The 17346-nt window shown below is 46.3% G+C and carries 18 protein-coding genes and 1 riboswitch; of the genes, 17 read left to right on the top strand and 1 reads right to left on the bottom strand.

Annotated features, from left to right (window positions below; genetic code table 11):
- Nucleotides 1-3: 3 nt before the first annotated feature.
- The 6 genes from IGJ42_RS16530 (at nucleotide 4) to thiT (ending at nucleotide 6013) form a co-directional block, all read left to right on the top strand.
- Nucleotides 4-684: a metal ABC transporter ATP-binding protein gene (locus tag IGJ42_RS16530; protein ID WP_005232967.1), complete on the top strand. Its 681-nt coding sequence runs from the start codon at nucleotides 4-6 to the stop codon at nucleotides 682-684.
- Complete coding sequence (locus IGJ42_RS16525; protein ID WP_061053504.1) at nucleotides 657-1487, top strand: metal ABC transporter permease; 831 nt, start codon at nucleotides 657-659, stop codon at nucleotides 1485-1487. The genes IGJ42_RS16530 and IGJ42_RS16525 overlap by 28 nt, the downstream gene beginning before the upstream one ends.
- A gap of 151 nt (nucleotides 1488-1638) precedes the next feature.
- Nucleotides 1639-2463 (top strand): pur operon repressor, encoded by an 825-nt coding sequence (gene purR, locus IGJ42_RS16520; protein WP_008381701.1) that lies wholly within the window; start codon nucleotides 1639-1641, stop codon nucleotides 2461-2463.
- 177 nt (nucleotides 2464-2640) lie between these two features.
- On the top strand, nucleotides 2641-4014 hold the full coding sequence (glmU, locus tag IGJ42_RS16515; protein WP_034871957.1) for a bifunctional UDP-N-acetylglucosamine diphosphorylase/glucosamine-1-phosphate N-acetyltransferase GlmU: 1374 nt from the start codon (nucleotides 2641-2643) through the stop codon (nucleotides 4012-4014).
- A gap of 116 nt (nucleotides 4015-4130) precedes the next feature.
- Nucleotides 4131-5105, top strand: coding sequence for a ribose-phosphate diphosphokinase (locus IGJ42_RS16510; protein ID WP_008381705.1), 975 nt, complete (start codon nucleotides 4131-4133; stop codon nucleotides 5103-5105).
- 181 nt (nucleotides 5106-5286) lie between these two features.
- A riboswitch (TPP riboswitch) is annotated at nucleotides 5287-5388 on the top strand.
- A 52-nt stretch (nucleotides 5389-5440) separates the two neighbouring features.
- Entirely contained in the window at nucleotides 5441-6013 is a 573-nt protein-coding gene (gene thiT / locus IGJ42_RS16505; protein WP_008381706.1) for an energy-coupled thiamine transporter ThiT, read from the top strand.
- Nucleotides 6014-6067: 54 nt separating this feature from the next.
- On the opposite strand, the gene IGJ42_RS16500 is transcribed toward thiT, so the two are convergent.
- Nucleotides 6068-6856, bottom strand: a complete 789-nt coding sequence (locus tag IGJ42_RS16500) for a hypothetical protein (RefSeq protein WP_005232973.1) — start codon at nucleotides 6854-6856, stop codon at nucleotides 6068-6070.
- A gap of 231 nt (nucleotides 6857-7087) precedes the next feature.
- Here IGJ42_RS16500 and IGJ42_RS16495 point away from each other — a divergent pair, with 231 nt between their 5' ends.
- The 11 genes from IGJ42_RS16495 (at nucleotide 7088) to rsmB (ending at nucleotide 17336) form a co-directional block, all read left to right on the top strand.
- Entirely contained in the window at nucleotides 7088-7804 is a 717-nt protein-coding gene (locus IGJ42_RS16495) for a class A sortase (RefSeq protein WP_005232974.1), read from the top strand.
- Between the two features lie 75 nt (nucleotides 7805-7879).
- Nucleotides 7880-9544, top strand: coding sequence for a patatin-like phospholipase family protein (locus IGJ42_RS16490; RefSeq protein ID WP_016612052.1), 1665 nt, complete (start codon nucleotides 7880-7882; stop codon nucleotides 9542-9544).
- Complete coding sequence (locus tag IGJ42_RS16485; RefSeq protein ID WP_005230288.1) at nucleotides 9537-9752, top strand: YdbC family protein; 216 nt, start codon at nucleotides 9537-9539, stop codon at nucleotides 9750-9752. Before IGJ42_RS16490 ends, IGJ42_RS16485 begins: the two co-directional genes overlap by 8 nt.
- A 27-nt stretch (nucleotides 9753-9779) precedes the next feature.
- Entirely contained in the window at nucleotides 9780-10664 is an 885-nt protein-coding gene (locus IGJ42_RS16480) for a YicC/YloC family endoribonuclease (protein ID WP_061053501.1), read from the top strand.
- A gap of 13 nt (nucleotides 10665-10677) precedes the next feature.
- Nucleotides 10678-10959: a hypothetical protein gene (locus tag IGJ42_RS16475; protein ID WP_005230307.1), complete on the top strand. Its 282-nt coding sequence runs from the start codon at nucleotides 10678-10680 to the stop codon at nucleotides 10957-10959.
- A 124-nt stretch (nucleotides 10960-11083) separates the two neighbouring features.
- Complete coding sequence (gmk, locus tag IGJ42_RS16470) at nucleotides 11084-11698, top strand: guanylate kinase (RefSeq protein ID WP_005230308.1); 615 nt, start codon at nucleotides 11084-11086, stop codon at nucleotides 11696-11698.
- A gap of 5 nt (nucleotides 11699-11703) precedes the next feature.
- A complete protein-coding gene (gene rpoZ, locus IGJ42_RS16465; protein ID WP_005232977.1) occupies nucleotides 11704-12009 on the top strand; it encodes a DNA-directed RNA polymerase subunit omega in 306 nt (101 codons plus the stop codon).
- Nucleotides 12010-12137: 128 nt separating this feature from the next.
- A complete protein-coding gene (gene priA / locus IGJ42_RS16460; RefSeq protein ID WP_420658136.1) occupies nucleotides 12138-14540 on the top strand; it encodes a primosomal protein N' in 2403 nt (800 codons plus the stop codon).
- 10 nt (nucleotides 14541-14550) lie between these two features.
- Entirely contained in the window at nucleotides 14551-15042 is a 492-nt protein-coding gene (def, locus tag IGJ42_RS16455) for a peptide deformylase (protein ID WP_005230314.1), read from the top strand.
- Complete coding sequence (gene fmt / locus IGJ42_RS16450; RefSeq protein ID WP_096741976.1) at nucleotides 15035-15988, top strand: methionyl-tRNA formyltransferase; 954 nt, start codon at nucleotides 15035-15037, stop codon at nucleotides 15986-15988. The genes def and fmt overlap by 8 nt, the downstream gene beginning before the upstream one ends.
- Entirely contained in the window at nucleotides 15978-17336 is a 1359-nt protein-coding gene (gene rsmB / locus IGJ42_RS16445; protein WP_086332808.1) for a 16S rRNA (cytosine(967)-C(5))-methyltransferase RsmB, read from the top strand. The genes fmt and rsmB overlap by 11 nt, the downstream gene beginning before the upstream one ends.
- Nucleotides 17337-17346 lie beyond the last annotated feature (10 nt).

The raw sequence follows: 17346 nt of genomic DNA, 5'->3' as shown, positions 1-17346 counted from the left end.
TGCGTGCGTTATATCGATGTAAAAGATTTGACCTTTTATTATGACGATGAGCCCGTCTTGGAAGACATTTCCTACTTTGTTGAAGACGGCGAATTCGTGATTTTGACCGGCGAAAATGGGGCGGCAAAATCTACTTTGATCAAAGCAACCCTTGGTTTGTTGAAACCTTCTAAAGGCGCAGTCACCTTGGCGACCAAGAATGCAGCTGGTGAAAAATTAAGCATCGGCTACATTCCTCAGCAGATTGCTTCCTTTAACGTCGGGTTCCCCAGCACCGTTTTGGAATTGGTCCAATCAGGCCGCTACCCAAGAGATCGTTGGTTCAAGCGACTGACGAAACGAGACCATGAACATGTCCGCCGTGCATTAGATGCCGTCGGGATGTGGGACGTGCGTCATAAACGGATCGGTGAGTTGTCCGGTGGCCAAAAACAGCGGATCAGCTTGGCACGGGTCTTTGCCACGGATCCTGATTTATTTATTTTAGATGAACCGACTACGGGGATGGATGAACAATCCCGCAATCTGTTTTATGAACTGCTGCGGCACAATGCTCATGACCACGGCAAGTCGATTTTGATGATCACTCATGATCACGAAGATATCAAAGAATATGCGGACCGTCAGATCCGTTTAGTGCGGAAGGAGGATTCACCATGGCGCTGCTTTCATATGAATTCATGAGAAGAGCTTTTCTTGCGGCGATTTTTATTGCTGGTATCGCACCAATGCTAGGGGTCTTTCTGGTGATTCGACGACAGTCATTGATGGCTGATACGCTGTCCCATGTCTCTTTAGCAGGGGTGGCACTAGGCTTCTTTCTAAATCTAAATCCGAGTTTGACGACGCTATTGATCGTAGTCATTGCCGCAATCATTTTGGAATACTTGCGAACACTGTACCGCAGTTATTCAGAGATTTCGATCGCCATTTTGATGTCCGGCGGTTTAGCGTTAGCCCTCGTCTTGATGAACCTTAGCGGTGGAAACTCCGCAACGAGTATCCAATCGTATTTGTTTGGGTCGATCGTTACGATCACACAAGAGCAAGTTTGGATCTTAGGCTTTTTGTTTTTAGTCGTTTTTGCTTTATTTTTCTTATTCAAACGGCCCATGTACATTTTGACCTTTGATGAAGATACCGCTCATGTCGATGGCTTGCCTGTGCGAGCGATGTCGATGCTCTTTAATGTCTTGACGGGGGTGGCAATCGCCATGATGATCCCGATTGCGGGTGCATTGCTGATCTCTGCGATCATGGTTTTACCTGCTGCCATCAGTATGCGTTTAGGCAAAAGCTTCAACGCGGTGATTTTGATCAGTGTCGTGATCGGCATGATTGGGATGATGTCTGGTTTGACCAGTTCCTTTTATTTGGACACACCACCGGGAGCGACGATCACGCTGGTTTTTATCGCTCTTTTCTTAGTAATCAATTTGATCAAACGCATCGTGATCCTCGTGCAACGAAAACAACGCCTCAAATAAAGGGCTTTATGAAAAAGAAACGAAGAATTTTCGTTTCTTTTTTTTAAACTATAATCAAAACCGAACGATATAAGCAATATTTCAGATAATGCTCGCATTTATCCCGAAAAAGCCTTATAATAAGGCGAATAAACTAAAGGAGTTGTCCGGTGTGAAAATACGTCGAAGTGAACGACTGATCGATATGACACATTACTTGTTGAATCATCCCCATGAATTGATTTCATTGTCCTTCTTTTCTAAACGATATGCCTCTGCAAAATCATCGATTAGCGAAGATTTATCTATTATCAAAAAGACCTTTAAAGAACGAGGAACAGGCATTCTTGATACCGTGCCAGGCGCTGCTGGCGGTGTTTTTTTTGTGCCTGAAATTTCTGAAGAAGAAGCATATGCGTACGTTGAAGGGCTGGCAAAACGCTTGTCTGAGCAAGACCGTTTGTTGCCTGGCGGCTATGTCTATCTATCTGACTTATTGGGCGAACCGGAATTGCTGCGCCAAGTCGGCCGCATCATCGCTTCCAAATATTTAGGCGAACAAATCGATGCGGTGATGACCGTTGCTACTAAAGGAGTGCCGATCGCTCAAGCAGTCTCTTACTACTTGAATGTTCCCTTCGTGATCGTGCGTCGTGATTCCAAGATCACTGAAGGCTCGACCGTGAGTGTCAATTATGTCTCTGGTTCTTCAGAGCGGATCGAAAAAATGGAATTATCCAAACGCAGCTTAAAGCGCGGCTCTAGAGTATTGGTGGTCGATGACTTTATGAAAGGCGGCGGCACGGTCAATGGAATGAAGAGCTTGATTGAAGAATTTGAGGCCGAATTAGTCGGTATTACGGTTTTTGCCGAAACGAAATTCAAAGGCAAGCGGGCCATCAGCGATTACAGCTCTCTGCTGTATGTTGAAGATGTCGATACCCAGACCAAAACGATCTCGGTAGTACCGGGAAATTATTTTGAGAAAAAAGCCTGATTTTTGTGGCTCTTAGACTGGCGCAAGCAGCTGTTTTTCGAACGGCGGCTGCCAGTCTTTTTTTGATTGGTCTAGGTGGGGATTCCTTAAATCGTTGAAATTTACAAGTACTTGGGCTAAACTGTTTATAGGAAATTCAATGAACAAAAATCGTTCAGATTGATAGGAGTGGAATACGTGGACGCACGTTTTGCAATAATTTTAGCGGCTGGAAAAGGCACGCGCATGAAATCGAAGTTATATAAAGTGTTACATCCGGTTTGCGGTAAGCCAATGGTGGAGCACATCATGAACCGAGTGGTGGAAACAAATCCTGAAGAGATCGTGACGATCGTTGGTCACGGGGCGGAAATGGTCAAGGAGCAACTGGGGGATCGCACCAATTACGCCTTACAAGCCGAACAATTAGGTACCGGTCACGCTGTCGTTCAAGCCGAATCATTTTTAAAGGGCAAAAAAGGCACGACCTTAGTAATTAGTGGGGATACGCCGTTATTGACGACGGAAACCTTGAATAACTTGTTCGATTACCATCAAGGGAAAAATGCATCGGCAACGATCTTGACGGCACAAGCGGCAGACCCAACGGGCTATGGCCGGATCGTACGGGATCATGTCGGCATCGTGGAAAAAATCGTCGAGCAAAAAGATGCGTCGACCGAAGAAGCACTGATCCAAGAAATTAATACAGGCACGTATTGCTTTGACAATGAATTGTTATTTGACGCCTTGGCAAAATTAGATACGGACAATGCTCAAGGGGAGTACTACTTGACTGATATTATCGAGATCTTAAAGGAAGACGGCAAAATCATCGCTGCTTATCAAACCGAAGATTTCCATGAATCTTTAGGAGTCAACGACCGCATCGCCTTAGCCGAAGCCAATCGCTTGATGCGCCAGCGGATCAACCGTCAACACATGCAAAACGGCGTGACCTTGATCGACCCGGCGACGACTTATATCGACGAAGGCGTTGTGATTGGTTCAGATACCTTGATCGAAGCCGGTGTGATCATCAAAGGGCAGACGACGATCGGAGAAGACTGTGTCATTACGGCAGCTTCTGAAATTGAAGACAGCAAGATCGGCAACCAAGTGACGATCAAGGCATCGACGATCGAGGAGAGCATCATTCATGATGGCGCCGATGTCGGTCCCAATGCCCACCTTCGCCCCAATGCGGAAATTTTGGCCCATGCCCATATCGGTAACTTTGTGGAAATCAAAAATGCGACGATTGGTGAAGGCACCAAAGTCGGACACTTGTCCTATGTCGGTGATGCAACCTTAGGCAAAAACATCAACGTCGGCTGCGGTGTAGTCTTTGTTAATTATGACGGCAAGAGCAAATTCAAAACGACTGTCGGGGACAATTGCTTTATCGGTTCCGGGTCCAATCTGGTTGCGCCCTTGACCATCGAAGAGGAAACGATGATCGCTGCTGGCTCAACGATCACCAAAGATGTTCCTAAACACAGTATGGCGATTGCCCGCGCCCGTCAGGAAAATAAAGCGGATTACGCGAAAAAGTTACCTTATCTAAATTAGAAATAGCGAAATGACTTGATTTCTTAAGGAAAAATGACTACTATTTATTAGGAAGAAGATTCTAGTAAAAAGGAGTCATTTTTTTCTAGATGAACGCAAAGAAAGTGGAGGTTCTCATGTCAAATCATTATTTTGATCCAAGATTGAAGATTTTTTCTCTGAACTCAAATCGTCCTTTGGCGGAAAAAATCGCAGCTGCAGTAGGTGTTGAATTAGGTAAGTGTTCAGTCAAACAATTTAGCGATGGTGAAATCCAAGTGAATATTGAAGAAAGTATTCGTGGTGCCCACGTCTACGTGATTCAATCAACCAGCAGCCCTGTAAACGATAACCTAATGGAATTGCTGATCATGATCGATGCTTTGAAGCGCGCCAGTGCGAAGACGATCAATGTAGTAATGCCTTATTATGGTTATGCAAGACAAGACCGCAAAGCGCGATCAAGAGAACCAATCACCGCAAAACTTGTAGCAAACATGATCGAAAAAGCCGGTGCGAACCGTATGGTTACACTGGATTTGCATGCTTCACAGATTCAAGGGTTCTTTGATATCCCAGTTGACCACTTGATGGGTGCACCATTGATCGCCAACTACTTCTTGGAAAGAGGCATTCAAGGCGATGACGTCGTCGTCGTTTCACCAGACCACGGTGGCGTGACTCGTGCCCGCAAATTAGCTGAGTTTCTTAAGTCACCAATCGCGATCATCGACAAACGTCGTCCGAAAGCCAACGTAGCGGAAGTCATGAATATCATTGGTCATGTTGAAGGCAAAACTTGTGTCTTGATCGACGATATGATCGATACTGCTGGTACCATCACATTGGCTGCAAATGCGTTGAAACAAGCAGGTGCCAAAAGTGTTTACGCCTCATGTACTCACCCTGTCTTGTCAGGACCTGCCTTGGAACGGATCGAAGATTCGGCCATTGAGCATCTAGTTGTGACAGATTCGATTTACTTGCCAGAAGACCGTAAGTCGAAAAAAATCGATGAGATCAGTGTTGGTGCCTTGATGGGCGAAGCGATCAAACGAATCCATGAGAACAAACCAGTAAGTCCACTGTTTGAATCAAAATTATCAATTTAATCGTGCCTCATAAGCATGAGAACAACAGCCAATGGTCGGTCTTTAACCGCTCATTGGTTGTTTTTTTCTGAGGAGTTTCAGAATGTTTTTAGAAAAAACGATCGCAGTCATGTTTCTTTTCATCAATTTATGGTATTCTTGAAAGTGACTTGCGAAACGCAAGCACAAAATAAAATAGAATCTAATCACAAAGGGGAGTCTGCAAAGGCTGAGAATGAGAGTACTCTAAACCCTTCGTACCTGTTTCGATCATGCGAACGTAGGAATTGTGACGAGTTGAAGTGTCTAACACTTCTCCTTTGTGAATTGTGATGATTCTAAAGGAGGAGTTTTTTTTGAAACGAAAAATGTCGCTGCAAGTGTGGACGGAAGGAACGATGATTGCTGCGATCGGGGTCGTCTTGTCGTATATCCCGATCCAGACAGCCAATTCCAGTATCGACTTGTCTCTAGGGCTCGTGCCCTTGGTCTTGTATTCGTATCGTCGCGGGGTGCTGCCGGGAATGACGGCGGGATTTATGTGGGGCTTGCTGAATATTTTGATTGGTAGCGCCATGCGTAACTTTATCACCGTTCCACAGATCATCTTTGAATATCCCTTTGCCTTTGCTTTTGGCGGGATGGGCGGCTTGTTTGCTAATAAAATCCAGCAAGCGATCCGTCAAAACAGCAAAACCGTTACGTGGTATGTCGTCTTAGGGGGCATCGTGGCGGTGATTAGCCGTTGGTTTTGGCATTATTGGGCAGGGGTTTTTGTCTGGGGAATGTACGCACCAGAAGGACAAAGCCCGTATCTGTATTCCTTGATCTTCAATGGAACATCGGTCATCATCAATATCGTTTATGTAGGGGTCGTCCTAGGTCTCTTAGTCAAGGCAGCCCCGAAATTATTTGTGCCGAAAGCTTAGTTTTAGAAATGAAATCATAAAAAATGTCTTGATGCTCTTTGAAAAAGAGAAGCATCAAGACATTTTTTTGTCGAAAAAGCCAAAAGCCAAATCTTCTTGATCAATTTCCAACGACCAGTTTTTTTTGCTGGCTGAGTAGCGCAAAACTGCAATTTGATCTAACTCTTTTTGATTGACCAATGTGCTTTTCAAGCCAGCATCTTCTGACAGATAGATCGGGATCGTATAAGTTTTATCGATCAGTTGTTCTTGTGTCAGACAGAAGACGATGCCTTCTTGCATGATTCCCCGCAACTCTTTCAGCAAATTAAAATCGAGTTTTTCCACCGGTGTTGCTTTTTTAAAAAAGGAGAGGCGATCATTGATTTTTTCTAAGACGATGCGGGTGATCCGATCCGCCAAGATCCGGTAATATTCATCTAAGTAACGATAATAAACGCGGGAACGTGCATCTTTTAAGTCAAAGAAAACAAAGTTATTTTGCAGTTTGTAAAAGAAAGGGGAGTGGAGGTGTGTCTTCATGTGGCCAAAATATAACAATTCGGAGATCTCTAAAGGCGTCAATTCTTTGACCATCTCGTAATCATTAAAATCGATCCACTTCATTTCTTCGGCAATGCGACCTTTGTTGATTTGCTGAAAAAACAGTTGGACATCTTCCATTCCGCGTATCACTTTTAAGCCCGTATGACCGTCGAATTCGCCGAAATCACTGGAAGGATCAAGCAAGAGCAAATTCTTGGGCTGATGGACGATGCTCTTGTTAAAATCTTGGGGGGCAAGCCCGCGGGTCAAGACGGCATTGCTGGTTGTATCAATATGTACGTAAATCGTGTTAGACATGCCGATCGATCCCTCCTATATACTAAGTTCATTCTACAACAAAGCGCTGAAAATTGCTTGTATCTTTTCGTTTAAAGTTATATTACAAAATAACAGAAAAAACAATTTTTAAGTTCTCTTTTTCGACAAAAAAAGGCAAATCTTGTCTTTTCGTAAAAAAACTGGCCAAAATTGGCGTCTTTATGAGGATTTTGGTATGATAAAAGAAGAAACTAATGGAGACGAGAACCTATGAGAAAAAAGAAAAGCAGACTTTCGAATTGGCTGAGCAATCTCTTTTTGCTTGTGCTGTTATTGATTGGTTTAGCATTGATTTTTAATAATCAAATCAAAAATTATTTTATTAAACAAACAGGTGAAGCATACGCAGTCGGCACCATTGATCGTAGTGAGGTCGAAAAAAATATGGAAGCGGAAGCGACCTTTGATTTTGATGCCGTGGAGCCGGCAAGTTCAGAAGCAGTCTTACGGGCGCAGCTGAGCAACAAAGCTTTGCCAGTGATCGGCGGCGTGGCGGTTCCCAGTGTTGGGATCAATCTGCCGATTTTTAAAGGCTTGGCCAACGAGGCCTTGCTGTATGGTGCTGGTACGTTAAGTCCCACCCAAAAAATGGGGGAAGGCAATTACGCGTTAGCTAGCCATCGCGCTCAATCGCCAGAGCTCCTGTTTACACCATTGGATGATGTCGCGATCGGGGCGGCTATCTATGTGACCGATCTGGAAAATATTTACACGTATACTGCGACTTCTTCTGTGCGGGTCGACCCGACCGATGTTTATTTGCTTGACGAAGTAGAAGGCCGCAAAATGATCACGCTGATCACCTGTGGGGAAATGGGCGGTGTCACCCGTCGTGTGATCCAAGGTGATCTGGAATCTGTAACGCCTGTCGACGAAGCAACGGATGAGATGTTGGCAGCATTCAACATGGCACAACGAACATTTTAATCAAAAGAATAGCTCGAGTGGTACGGCAGATGGCGTGTCATTCGTCTATTCTTTTTTGCATAAGGAGGCGTCTTGATGAAAGTGAAAAAACTGACTTCGATCGATTTTCTTGCACAAAGGGCAGGGTTTCAAGAAAGCCGACTGGTCTTTTCCTTTTTTGAGTCGCACTCAAAAGCGCGACGAGCATTTCTTGCCGACATGGCGCAGCAGGGCTGGCAGATCGACAGCCGTTATGGCCGCTTTTACCTTGCCGGGCAGTTTGATTTTGACCAAAAGACACTGACTATCACCAATCTGCTGGTGGAAGCGGCCGCCGAGTTTACTTGGAAACAACTGCTGGCCGTGACAGAAAGCTTCGCCCGCAGTCGCTTTGTAGCAGCCGTCTTGTGGCAGCTTCCTCATCGGCCCCCCTTGGCTGAGTGGTTTATCCAGCAAGGGTATCAGGTGGTCCCTCAAGGGTATCAAAGAGCGCTAGCTTATCAGACGGCGCTGGTTTTAGGCGGTGGCGGTGCTCATGGGGCGTATCAAATCGGGGTTTGGCAAGCGCTGCAAGAACGGGGCATCACCTTTGAATGGATCACGGGAACTTCCGTCGGTGCGTTGAATGGTGCCTTGATTTTAATGAACGATGTTGAAGCGGCCGTCGATTTATGGGCAAATATCTCCAGCGAGCAAGTATTGCACTATCCGCTTGCTTCGGTACGAGCCCAAACACTGCGGGATTTGATGAATCAAGCCAACTCGCTGGTCCGTGAAGCGGTCAAAAGCAACGGCGCCAGTACCGAACCCTTGGCAAAGCTTTTGCAAAAGACCTTTGATCAAGAAAAATTCAGCCAAACTGCTTGTCGTTTGCTGATCTGTACGACTCGTCTGCCAGATTTCAAGGAGACGGTTTATGCCTTTGATCCATCAGCAGTAGAAGAAAACCTGCATTGGTTATTGGCATCAGCCTCATTTTATCCAGCGATGCAGGCGCAAAAAATCAATGATGCCTATTATATCGATGGCGGCTATCGCAATAACCTGCCCATCGATGTCGCTCTACAGCAAGGGGCAACGGAATGTATCACCGTGGATGTCCAAGGACCCGGCATCAATAAAAGGACGGTTTTGACGGAAGAAACTGCGCAACTTTCGTTAGGGTCTCCTTGGTCCTTAGGCAGCTTTTTGGTTTTTGATGCCCAGCGTTCGCTGGATAATATGACCTTGGGCTATTTGGAAACCTTGAAAGTGTTCGGCAAATACCAAGGCCATTGGTATACCTTTGAAAAGACGGTTGATTTTCAGCCGTTATGGCGGGGCTTTTTGAAAGAGCTACGCCAGACAGACCCGTTGCTTTATCAGGAACTAAAGAAAAAAGAATTTTGGAAAAAAATGCGTAAATTCTATCAACAGGATGTGCCATTTGAGCAGTGGGGGCGTATACTGATAGAGTGTACCGCGAAAGTATTGTATCTAGCGCCTACGGTGATTTATGAGCAGGAAACGATTCTAACGGCTTTAGCTGAAAAAATTGCGCTAAAGGCAGTGGAAGAAGCCGATGCCTGGTCGATCACCGAGTGGCTGAGCTATTATCGCGACCGTTTTTTTGTCTTGTCCGAGCAAAACCGCTTTTTCTTTTTTTATCGGACGCAGCAATTGAATCTGCCCGCCCTTCAGCAGATTCGTCGGCGTTACCCGCTGACTGCTTTAATGGCAGCGTATAGTCACTATCTTTTGAAAGGAGCAGAAAATGGATAAATTTTCGTATGAAATCGTTGAAGAGATCGCCGTGCTTTCGGAAAATCAAAGAGGCTGGCGCAAAGAATTGAATTTGGTGAGCTGGAATGGGCGTCCGCCAAAATTTGATCTGAGAGATTGGGGCCCAGAGCACGAGAAGATGGGCAAAGGCGTGACCTTATCCAATGAAGAATTTGCAGAACTTAAAAAAGCCCTGCTTTCCATGTAAGAAAGCAAAACGGTGAGGAGTGATCAAATGAAAAGTATGACTGGTTTTGGCAAAGGCAGTGCAGAAACGCCAGATGTGCAGATCGAAATTGAGATCAAAAGTGTCAATCAGCGCTTTTTGGACCTGCAGCTGCGAATGCCCAAACAATTGAATCCTCTAGAAGGTGCTTTACGGCAGTCGATCAAGCAGACCCTCCAGCGGGGGCGAATCGAATTGTATGTGACGTTAAAAGAAAAAACCGCAAATACGAAACAGATCGAGATCCAATGGGACCTGCTGGAACGTTTCATGCAGGAGATCGATACCGAAGCCAACGCCCGTTTTGACCTGACAGAGCTGCCAAAAGCAGCATTGCTGGAACAATTCCTGCTCCATGAGGCTTTTCTAACGATCTCTGATCAAGAGCCAGAAGAAAGCACCTTAGCCGATGGCGTGATGGAAGCATTAGACCAAGCGTTGGCAGCGATCGACCAAAGCCGCTGGGTGGAAGGGCAAGGCATTCTGCAGATCTTACAAGAAAACCAGCGACAGCTGCAGGAAAAGCTGACAGAACTCAAACAATTCGTGGCCCTCTATGAGGCGGACTACCAAGAACGCTTTGAAAAGAAACTGACTGCTTATTTAGGGGAAGAAGTCGATCGCGATCGTTTACTGACAGAGTTGGCGATTTTATTAGAACGCGGCGATATCCACGAAGAACTGGATCGTTTAAGTATCCATTTAACGACGATGACGGAGCTGCTGGCAGCTGAGACGCCGATAGGTCGAGAGCTGGATTTCTTGATCCAAGAGATGAACCGAGAAGTCAATACGATTGGCTCAAAATCAAGTCCGATCCAAATCAAAAACAGTGTCGTCCAAATGAAGACGATCATTGAGAAAATCAGAGAACAAGTTCAAAACATCGAGTAGGAGGAATGAACCAATGAAATATTACGATATCACCTTTCACGAACTGAGCGGAAAAAATGTCATCAAGCGCAGTATTCCCTCTGATAAAGAGAATTTCTCTGCGTGGGAAGATGCCTGCGTAGCCATCGAGCCGGATTTTCTTCATCTACTAGTTGATGGCGTAGCTGTTTCTTTAAATCGTCGGTACATCGTACGTATCGATTGCCAAGAAGTGACGGATCCGACCGAAAAAGCGATCACTGCCAAAGACGAATTAGCAGGGGTCATCAATACCTTAAGCAACATGGGCTTTTAAGAAAGCAGCCGAAGTGTAGACTAGCAATTTCATGAAATTCCCATTATAATAAAGTAGTTCTTGAAAGTTGCTGAAAAAAAGTGCAAAATAGACGTTAAGCAAATGTCAGTGAAAGGACGTCATTATGTCAGAGCGAGGATTACTTATAGTTTTATCAGGACCTTCCGGAGTAGGGAAAGGGACCGTGCGCAAAGCAATTTTTGAGAGTGACGACAACGATTTTCAATATTCCGTTTCAATGACCACTCGTCAAAAACGCGAGGGGGAAGTGGAAGGGGTCGATTACTATTTCCGCACGCGGGAAGAATTTGAAGCCTTGATCGAAGCCGGTGAAATGCTGGAATACGCCGAATATGTCGGCAATTATTATGGCACCCCATTATCTTATGTCCAACAAACACTGGATCAAGGAAAAGATGTATTTTTAGAGATCGAAGTGCAAGGGGCAAAACAAGTAAAAGACAAAGTTCCCGATGGTGTGTTTATTTTTCTGACGCCACCTGATCTGGCAGAATTACGCTCTCGTATTACAGGAAGAGGAACCGACTCTGCCGAAGTGATCGATGAACGGATGCGTGTCGCCCGTGAAGAAATCGAAATGATGGCTTTGTATGATTATGCCGTTGTCAATGATGAAGTACCTAAGGCAGTCCAACGAATTCGCGAAATTATTTCGAGTGAACATTTTCGCGTTGACCGAGTGATCGGAACCTATATCAAAATGTTAGAGGAGCTGTAAGAAATATGATGTTAAAACCTTCAATCGATTCTTTGTTGGATCGTGTCAACTCAAAATATTCATTAGTGATCTTAGCAAGCAAACGGGCGCATGAACTTGATGCCGGTGCGCAAGCAACATTAGAAAACTTTGATTCAGTGAAAAGCGTGGGTCAAGCGCTTGAAGAAATCGAAGCGGAATTAGTCGTTAATGATCCGCATCCGGAAATCAAACGGGCCCGTTTGAAAATGGAACAAGAAGAGCGCAAAGCGCAAAAAGACCAAGAACAAAAAGAATTAGAAGCGCGTATCCGCGACGAACAAAAGCTATAGACAAAAGCAAGCTAGAGCACGCCTGTGTTCTGGCTTTTTCTTTTGAATGGCGATGGTTAAATTTTTGTAAGGGGTACAGACAAACCCCAGCCCATTTAGTAAAATAGAACCTAAAAGGAGGAGAAGAGATGGCGTACATAGCAGAAGTGATCGTGGATGTTCCCACGATGCAGACCGATCAGCCTTTTACTTATCTGATCCCATCAGAATTACAAGCCGCCATTGAGACAGGAATGCGGGTCGAAGTGCCATTTGGCAAAGGTGACCGTCATATCCAAGGGTTCGTCGTCGGGCTTTCAGAAGTTGCCGAACCGCAACAGACCTTAAAACCAATCGTTCGTTTGTTGGATTTGTCGCCTGTCGTCAATGAAGAACTTCTCCAATTAGCCGACTACATGAAGGAAACGACCTTTGCCTTTAAGATTACTTGTTTGCAGACGATGCTGCCTAGTGTGATGAAAGCCGAGTACCAAAAGCAGATCGTTTTGCTGGAAGGAAATCATCCCATCAAAAAATATTTTCCCGAAGACGGCATCCTCAGCTGGCAAGCCGCCGAAAGTGCAGGGCTGCTGCCGCAGTTGAAGCCTTTGCGGGAAGCCGCAGTAGTTGAACTGCAGTACCTCGTGAAAAATAAAAACAAAGCGAAAATGACCCGTTATATTGAACGCAAGATCGAGCCAGCAGAAATCCCCGCCGTCCAGCAACAGCTGCGCAAAGGGGCCAAACGCAAGCTGGAAATCTTACAGATTTTGACAGAGGAAGCCCGCTTGCCGGTTTCCTTTTTTACCGAACAAGGGATTTCCACCGCGGCTTTGAACCAAGCGCAAGAAGTTGGCTGGCTGACCTTTACGGAAGTTGAAGCCTACCGTGATCCTTACAAAGACCGTCAATTTCAAAAAACGGTCCCCCTTGAATTAAATGAAGAACAGGCAGCTGCAGTAGCGCAAATCACTGCTTGTGCGGATAACCAAGAGGCGCAGACTTTTTTACTGGAAGGGATCACCGGCAGTGGAAAAACAGAAGTCTATCTTCAAGCGATCGCCCAATTGCTGAAACAAGGCAAAACTGCGATCATGCTCGTACCGGAGATCGCTTTGACCCCGCAAATGGTCGAACGCTTTAAAAGCCGTCTCGGCGACGCAGTGGCTGTTTTACACAGCGGCTTGTCCCAAGGTGAAAAATACGATGAATGGCGTAAGATCGAACGTGGGGAGGCGCAGGTGGTGGTTGGCGCCCGCTCGGCGATTTTTGCTCCGTTGAAAAACATCGGGGTCATCATCGTCGATGAGGAGCACGAAGCTTCCTACAAGCAAGATGAAGCCCCTCGTTACCATGCGAGAGATTTAGCGATTTGGCGCAGCCAGTACCATCACTGTCCAGTGGTGTTAGGCAGTGCGACGCCGTCATTGGAGTCTCGTGCCCGGGCGCAAAAAGAAGTCTACCGCCTATTGAAATTGAATCAACGGGCAAAAACCAGTGCGCAATTACCGCAGATCGAAGTCGTGGATATGCGTACCGAATTTGCCAACAAAAAGTATCAAACCTTTTCTCGTCCGTTACAGGAAAAAATCACAGACCGCTTGGCCCGGAAAGAACAGATCGTCTTGCTACTGAATCGGCGCGGCTACTCTTCCTTCGTGATGTGCCGCGATTGTGGGTATGTTTTGCCTTGCCCAAATTGCGACATCTCCTTGACGCTCCATATGGATACCAAAACGATGCGCTGTCATTATTGCGGACATGAAGAACACATCCCCCATCGTTGCCCCAACTGTAATGCAGACAAGATTCGTTATTACGGAACGGGCACGCAAAAAGTGGAAGAAGAGTTGAAGGAACTGTTTCCCGAAGCGCGGGTTTTACGGATGGATGTCGATACCACCCGCAAAAAAGGCGCCCACGAAAAAATCTTGACCTTGTTTGGGGAGAAAAAAGCGGATATTTTGTTAGGGACTCAAATGATCGCCAAAGGCTTGGATTTTCCTGATATCACGCTGGTAGGGGTCTTGAATGCCGATACGGCCTTGAACTTGCCAGATTTTCGTTCGAGTGAACGGACGTTCCAGCTGCTGACTCAGGTCAGTGGTCGGGCAGGTCGGGCGGAAAAAACCGGCGAAGTGGTGATCCAAACATTCAACCCTGAGCACTATGCCATCCAGTTGGCGCAGTCGCAAGACTACGAAGATTTCTATCAAAAAGAGATGTGGATGCGGCACCAAAGCGGTTATCCACCGTATTATTTCACCGTCAAAATCACCTGCAGCCATCCCGAAGAGCAAGTCGCCGCTCAGAAGATGTTTGCGATCGCGCGGGATCTGCAGCAGGAGCTGTCACCGCGCAGTATTTTGTTGGGTCCGGCACCAAGTGCGATTTTGCGGGTGAAAAACCGTTATTACTACCAATTGATCATTAAATACAAAAATGAACCGCAGCTACCTGCTTTGTTGACCCGTCTGTTGGATCAAAGTCAAATCGATCAGCGCAAAGGATTGTACGTATCGATTGACCAAGAGCCGTTGAATTTTATTTAGAGGAGAAAATATGCGTTATCCTATTATTATCACCCCCGATGAACGTCTTCGTCGGCAAGCAAAACCCGTCAAAGTAATTACCGATGAACTCGTTCAGCTATTAGACGACCTTTATGAAACGATGGTCGCCCATGACGGGATCGGTATTGCCGCACCGCAAGTCGGCAAAAACCTGCAAGTGGCGATCGTGGAAGTCGAAGAAGACGATCGCTTTGAAATGATCAACCCTGAGATCATCGCTTCTTCTGGTGAATCCCTTGATGTGGAAGGCTGCTTGAGTATTCCCCACACCTTTGGGACCGTCAAACGAGCAGACGAGATCACTGTCCGCTATTTCGATCGAGAAGGAGAAGAAATGGAAGTGGAAGCATTCGGTTACTTGGCGCGTGCGATGCAGCATGAGATCGATCATTTAAATGGCGTGCTGTTTGTCGACAAGCTCGTCGAACGCATTCCTGAAGAAGACTTAGAAAAGTATATGGAGGAACATGAAAATGACTAAAATCGTCTTTATGGGTACCCCGGCGTTTTCCGTCCCAATTTTAGAAGGCTTGCTTGAAGCCGGCTATGAAGTGGCAGCAGTCGTGACACAGCCGGATCGTCCCGTCGGTCGCAAAAAAACCATCACTCCGACACCCGTCAAAGAAGCGGCGTTGAAGCATGGCTTGTTGGTTTTACAACCAGAAAAAATCAGTGGGTCACCAGAAATGGAGCAGATTCAAGCTTTAGCACCTGATCTGCTGATCACGGCAGCTTTCGGCCAATTTTTACCTAGTGCTTTACTAGAAGTACCGAAGTATGGCGCTATCAACGTTCATGCGTCCCTACTACCGAAATACCGGGGCGGAGCACCTGTGCATTATGCCATCATGGAAGGCGAGCAAGAAACGGGTGTAACTATCATGGAAATGATCAAAAAAATGGATGCTGGCGGTATTTTTGCTCAAGCTCGTTTGCCGATCACGGCCCAAGATGATGTGGGGACGATGTTTGATAAGTTGAGCCTATTAGGCAAAGACTTGCTGCTGGAAACTGTGCCGAAAATCTTGTCGGGAGAGCTGCAGCCTGTCCCGCAAGAAGAAGCAAAAGTCACCTTTTCACCAAATATCAGCCGTGAACAAGAAGCCATTGACTGGCAGAAAACGGCGGTGCAAATCGATGCCCAAGTCCGAGGCATGCGGCCATGGCCGATCGCCTTTACGACACAAAACGGCAACCGCTGGAAGCTTTGGCAAGTAACACCGCTGGAGCAAACGACGACAGCCCAGCCAGGAACGATCATTGAACGGACGAAAAAAACGTTGCTGATCGCTTGTGGGGAAGGCACGGTATTGGCTATCGATGAATTGCAGCCAGCTGGAAAAGGCCGACAAGACATTGCCGCATTCTTAAACGGCAGTGGACAACAGATTCAAAAAGGGGATCAGGTAGGTACCTATGAAGCGTAATCTTGGAGACATACAATATACAGTGCGTTTTGTGGCACTAGAAGCGTTGTTGCGAATCGAAAAAGGCGGTGCTTATTCCAATCTACTGCTGCGGGAATTGATGAATCAAGGGCGTTTAAATGACAAGGACGGTCGCTTACTGACTGAATTGGTGTACGGCACCATCAGTCGTCAGCTTTTATTGGATTATTATTTGGACCGGTTTATTAAAAATGCCCGCAAAGTCGACCCGTGGGTCAAAACGCTGCTGCGGCTTTCCTTGTATCAGATGCTGTATCTCGATAAAGTACCCGCCCATGCCATCATTCATGAAGCCGTGGATATTGCGAAAGCCAAAGGCAATCCGGGGACTGGTAAATTCGTCAATGGCGTGCTGCGCACGATCCAACGACAAGGAGTGCCAGACTTGGCATTGATTAAAGACCCAATGGAACGTTTAGCAACGGAAATCAGCCTGCCCTTATGGCTAACGAAGAAACTAGTCAAACAAATTGGGATCGAAGAAACCAGTGAGCTAGGCTATGCCCTATTTGAACCCAATCATGCCAGTGGTCGTATCGATCTGCAGCGCATCTCGCAAGCAGCAGCGATCGAACGGCTACAAGAAGAAGGCATTGACGCACGACCAAGTGAGCTTTCCCCTTATGGGGTTGTGGCTGATAAAGGCTTTATGGCGGGCTCTTCCCTCTACAAAGAAGGCTTACTGACGATCCAAGATGAAAGTTCGATGCTGGTTGCCCCCGTTTTACAAGTAGCCCGGGACCATCAAGTATTGGATGCGTGCGCCGCACCAGGAGGCAAAACGACCCATATCGCTGCCTTCTTGTCTGCCGCAGAGGGCGGCAAAGTGACAGCACTGGATATCCATGCCCATAAAGTTAAGCTGATTCAGCAAAATGCCCAACGTTTAGGCGTAGAAGCAGTTGTGGAAACCCGCGTGATGGATGCCCGAGAGACGGCTCAAACCTTTGCCCCCGAACAATTTGATCGCATCTTAGTGGATGCCCCTTGTTCTGGATTAGGGTTGATGCGCCGTAAGCCGGACATCAAATACAGCAAGACGGAGGCCGATTTCCAACGCTTGCCGCGGATTCAGCGAGAGATTTTGGAAAGTGCCGCCCCAACCTTGAAAAAATCGGGTATAATGGTCTACAGCACATGTACGATTCTAGAGGAAGAAAATCAACAAGTCGTGGCAGCGTTTCTCGCTGACCATCCTGAATTTGAGCAAATGCCTCTTGCGGTAGGACCGCTGGCAGCCGAAGCTGTTCAAGAGGATATGTTGACGATCTATCCGCAAGATTTTATGACAGATGGCTTTTTTATCAGTTGTCTACGCAAAAAGTAACGAGGTGAAA

This window comes from Enterococcus sp. DIV1067f (assembly GCF_050543505.1).
Lineage (GTDB): Bacteria > Bacillota > Bacilli > Lactobacillales > Enterococcaceae > Enterococcus_D > Enterococcus_D entomosocium.
Note: the sequence above shows the minus strand (reverse complement) of the source record. Positions and strands in the feature narration are given on the sequence as shown.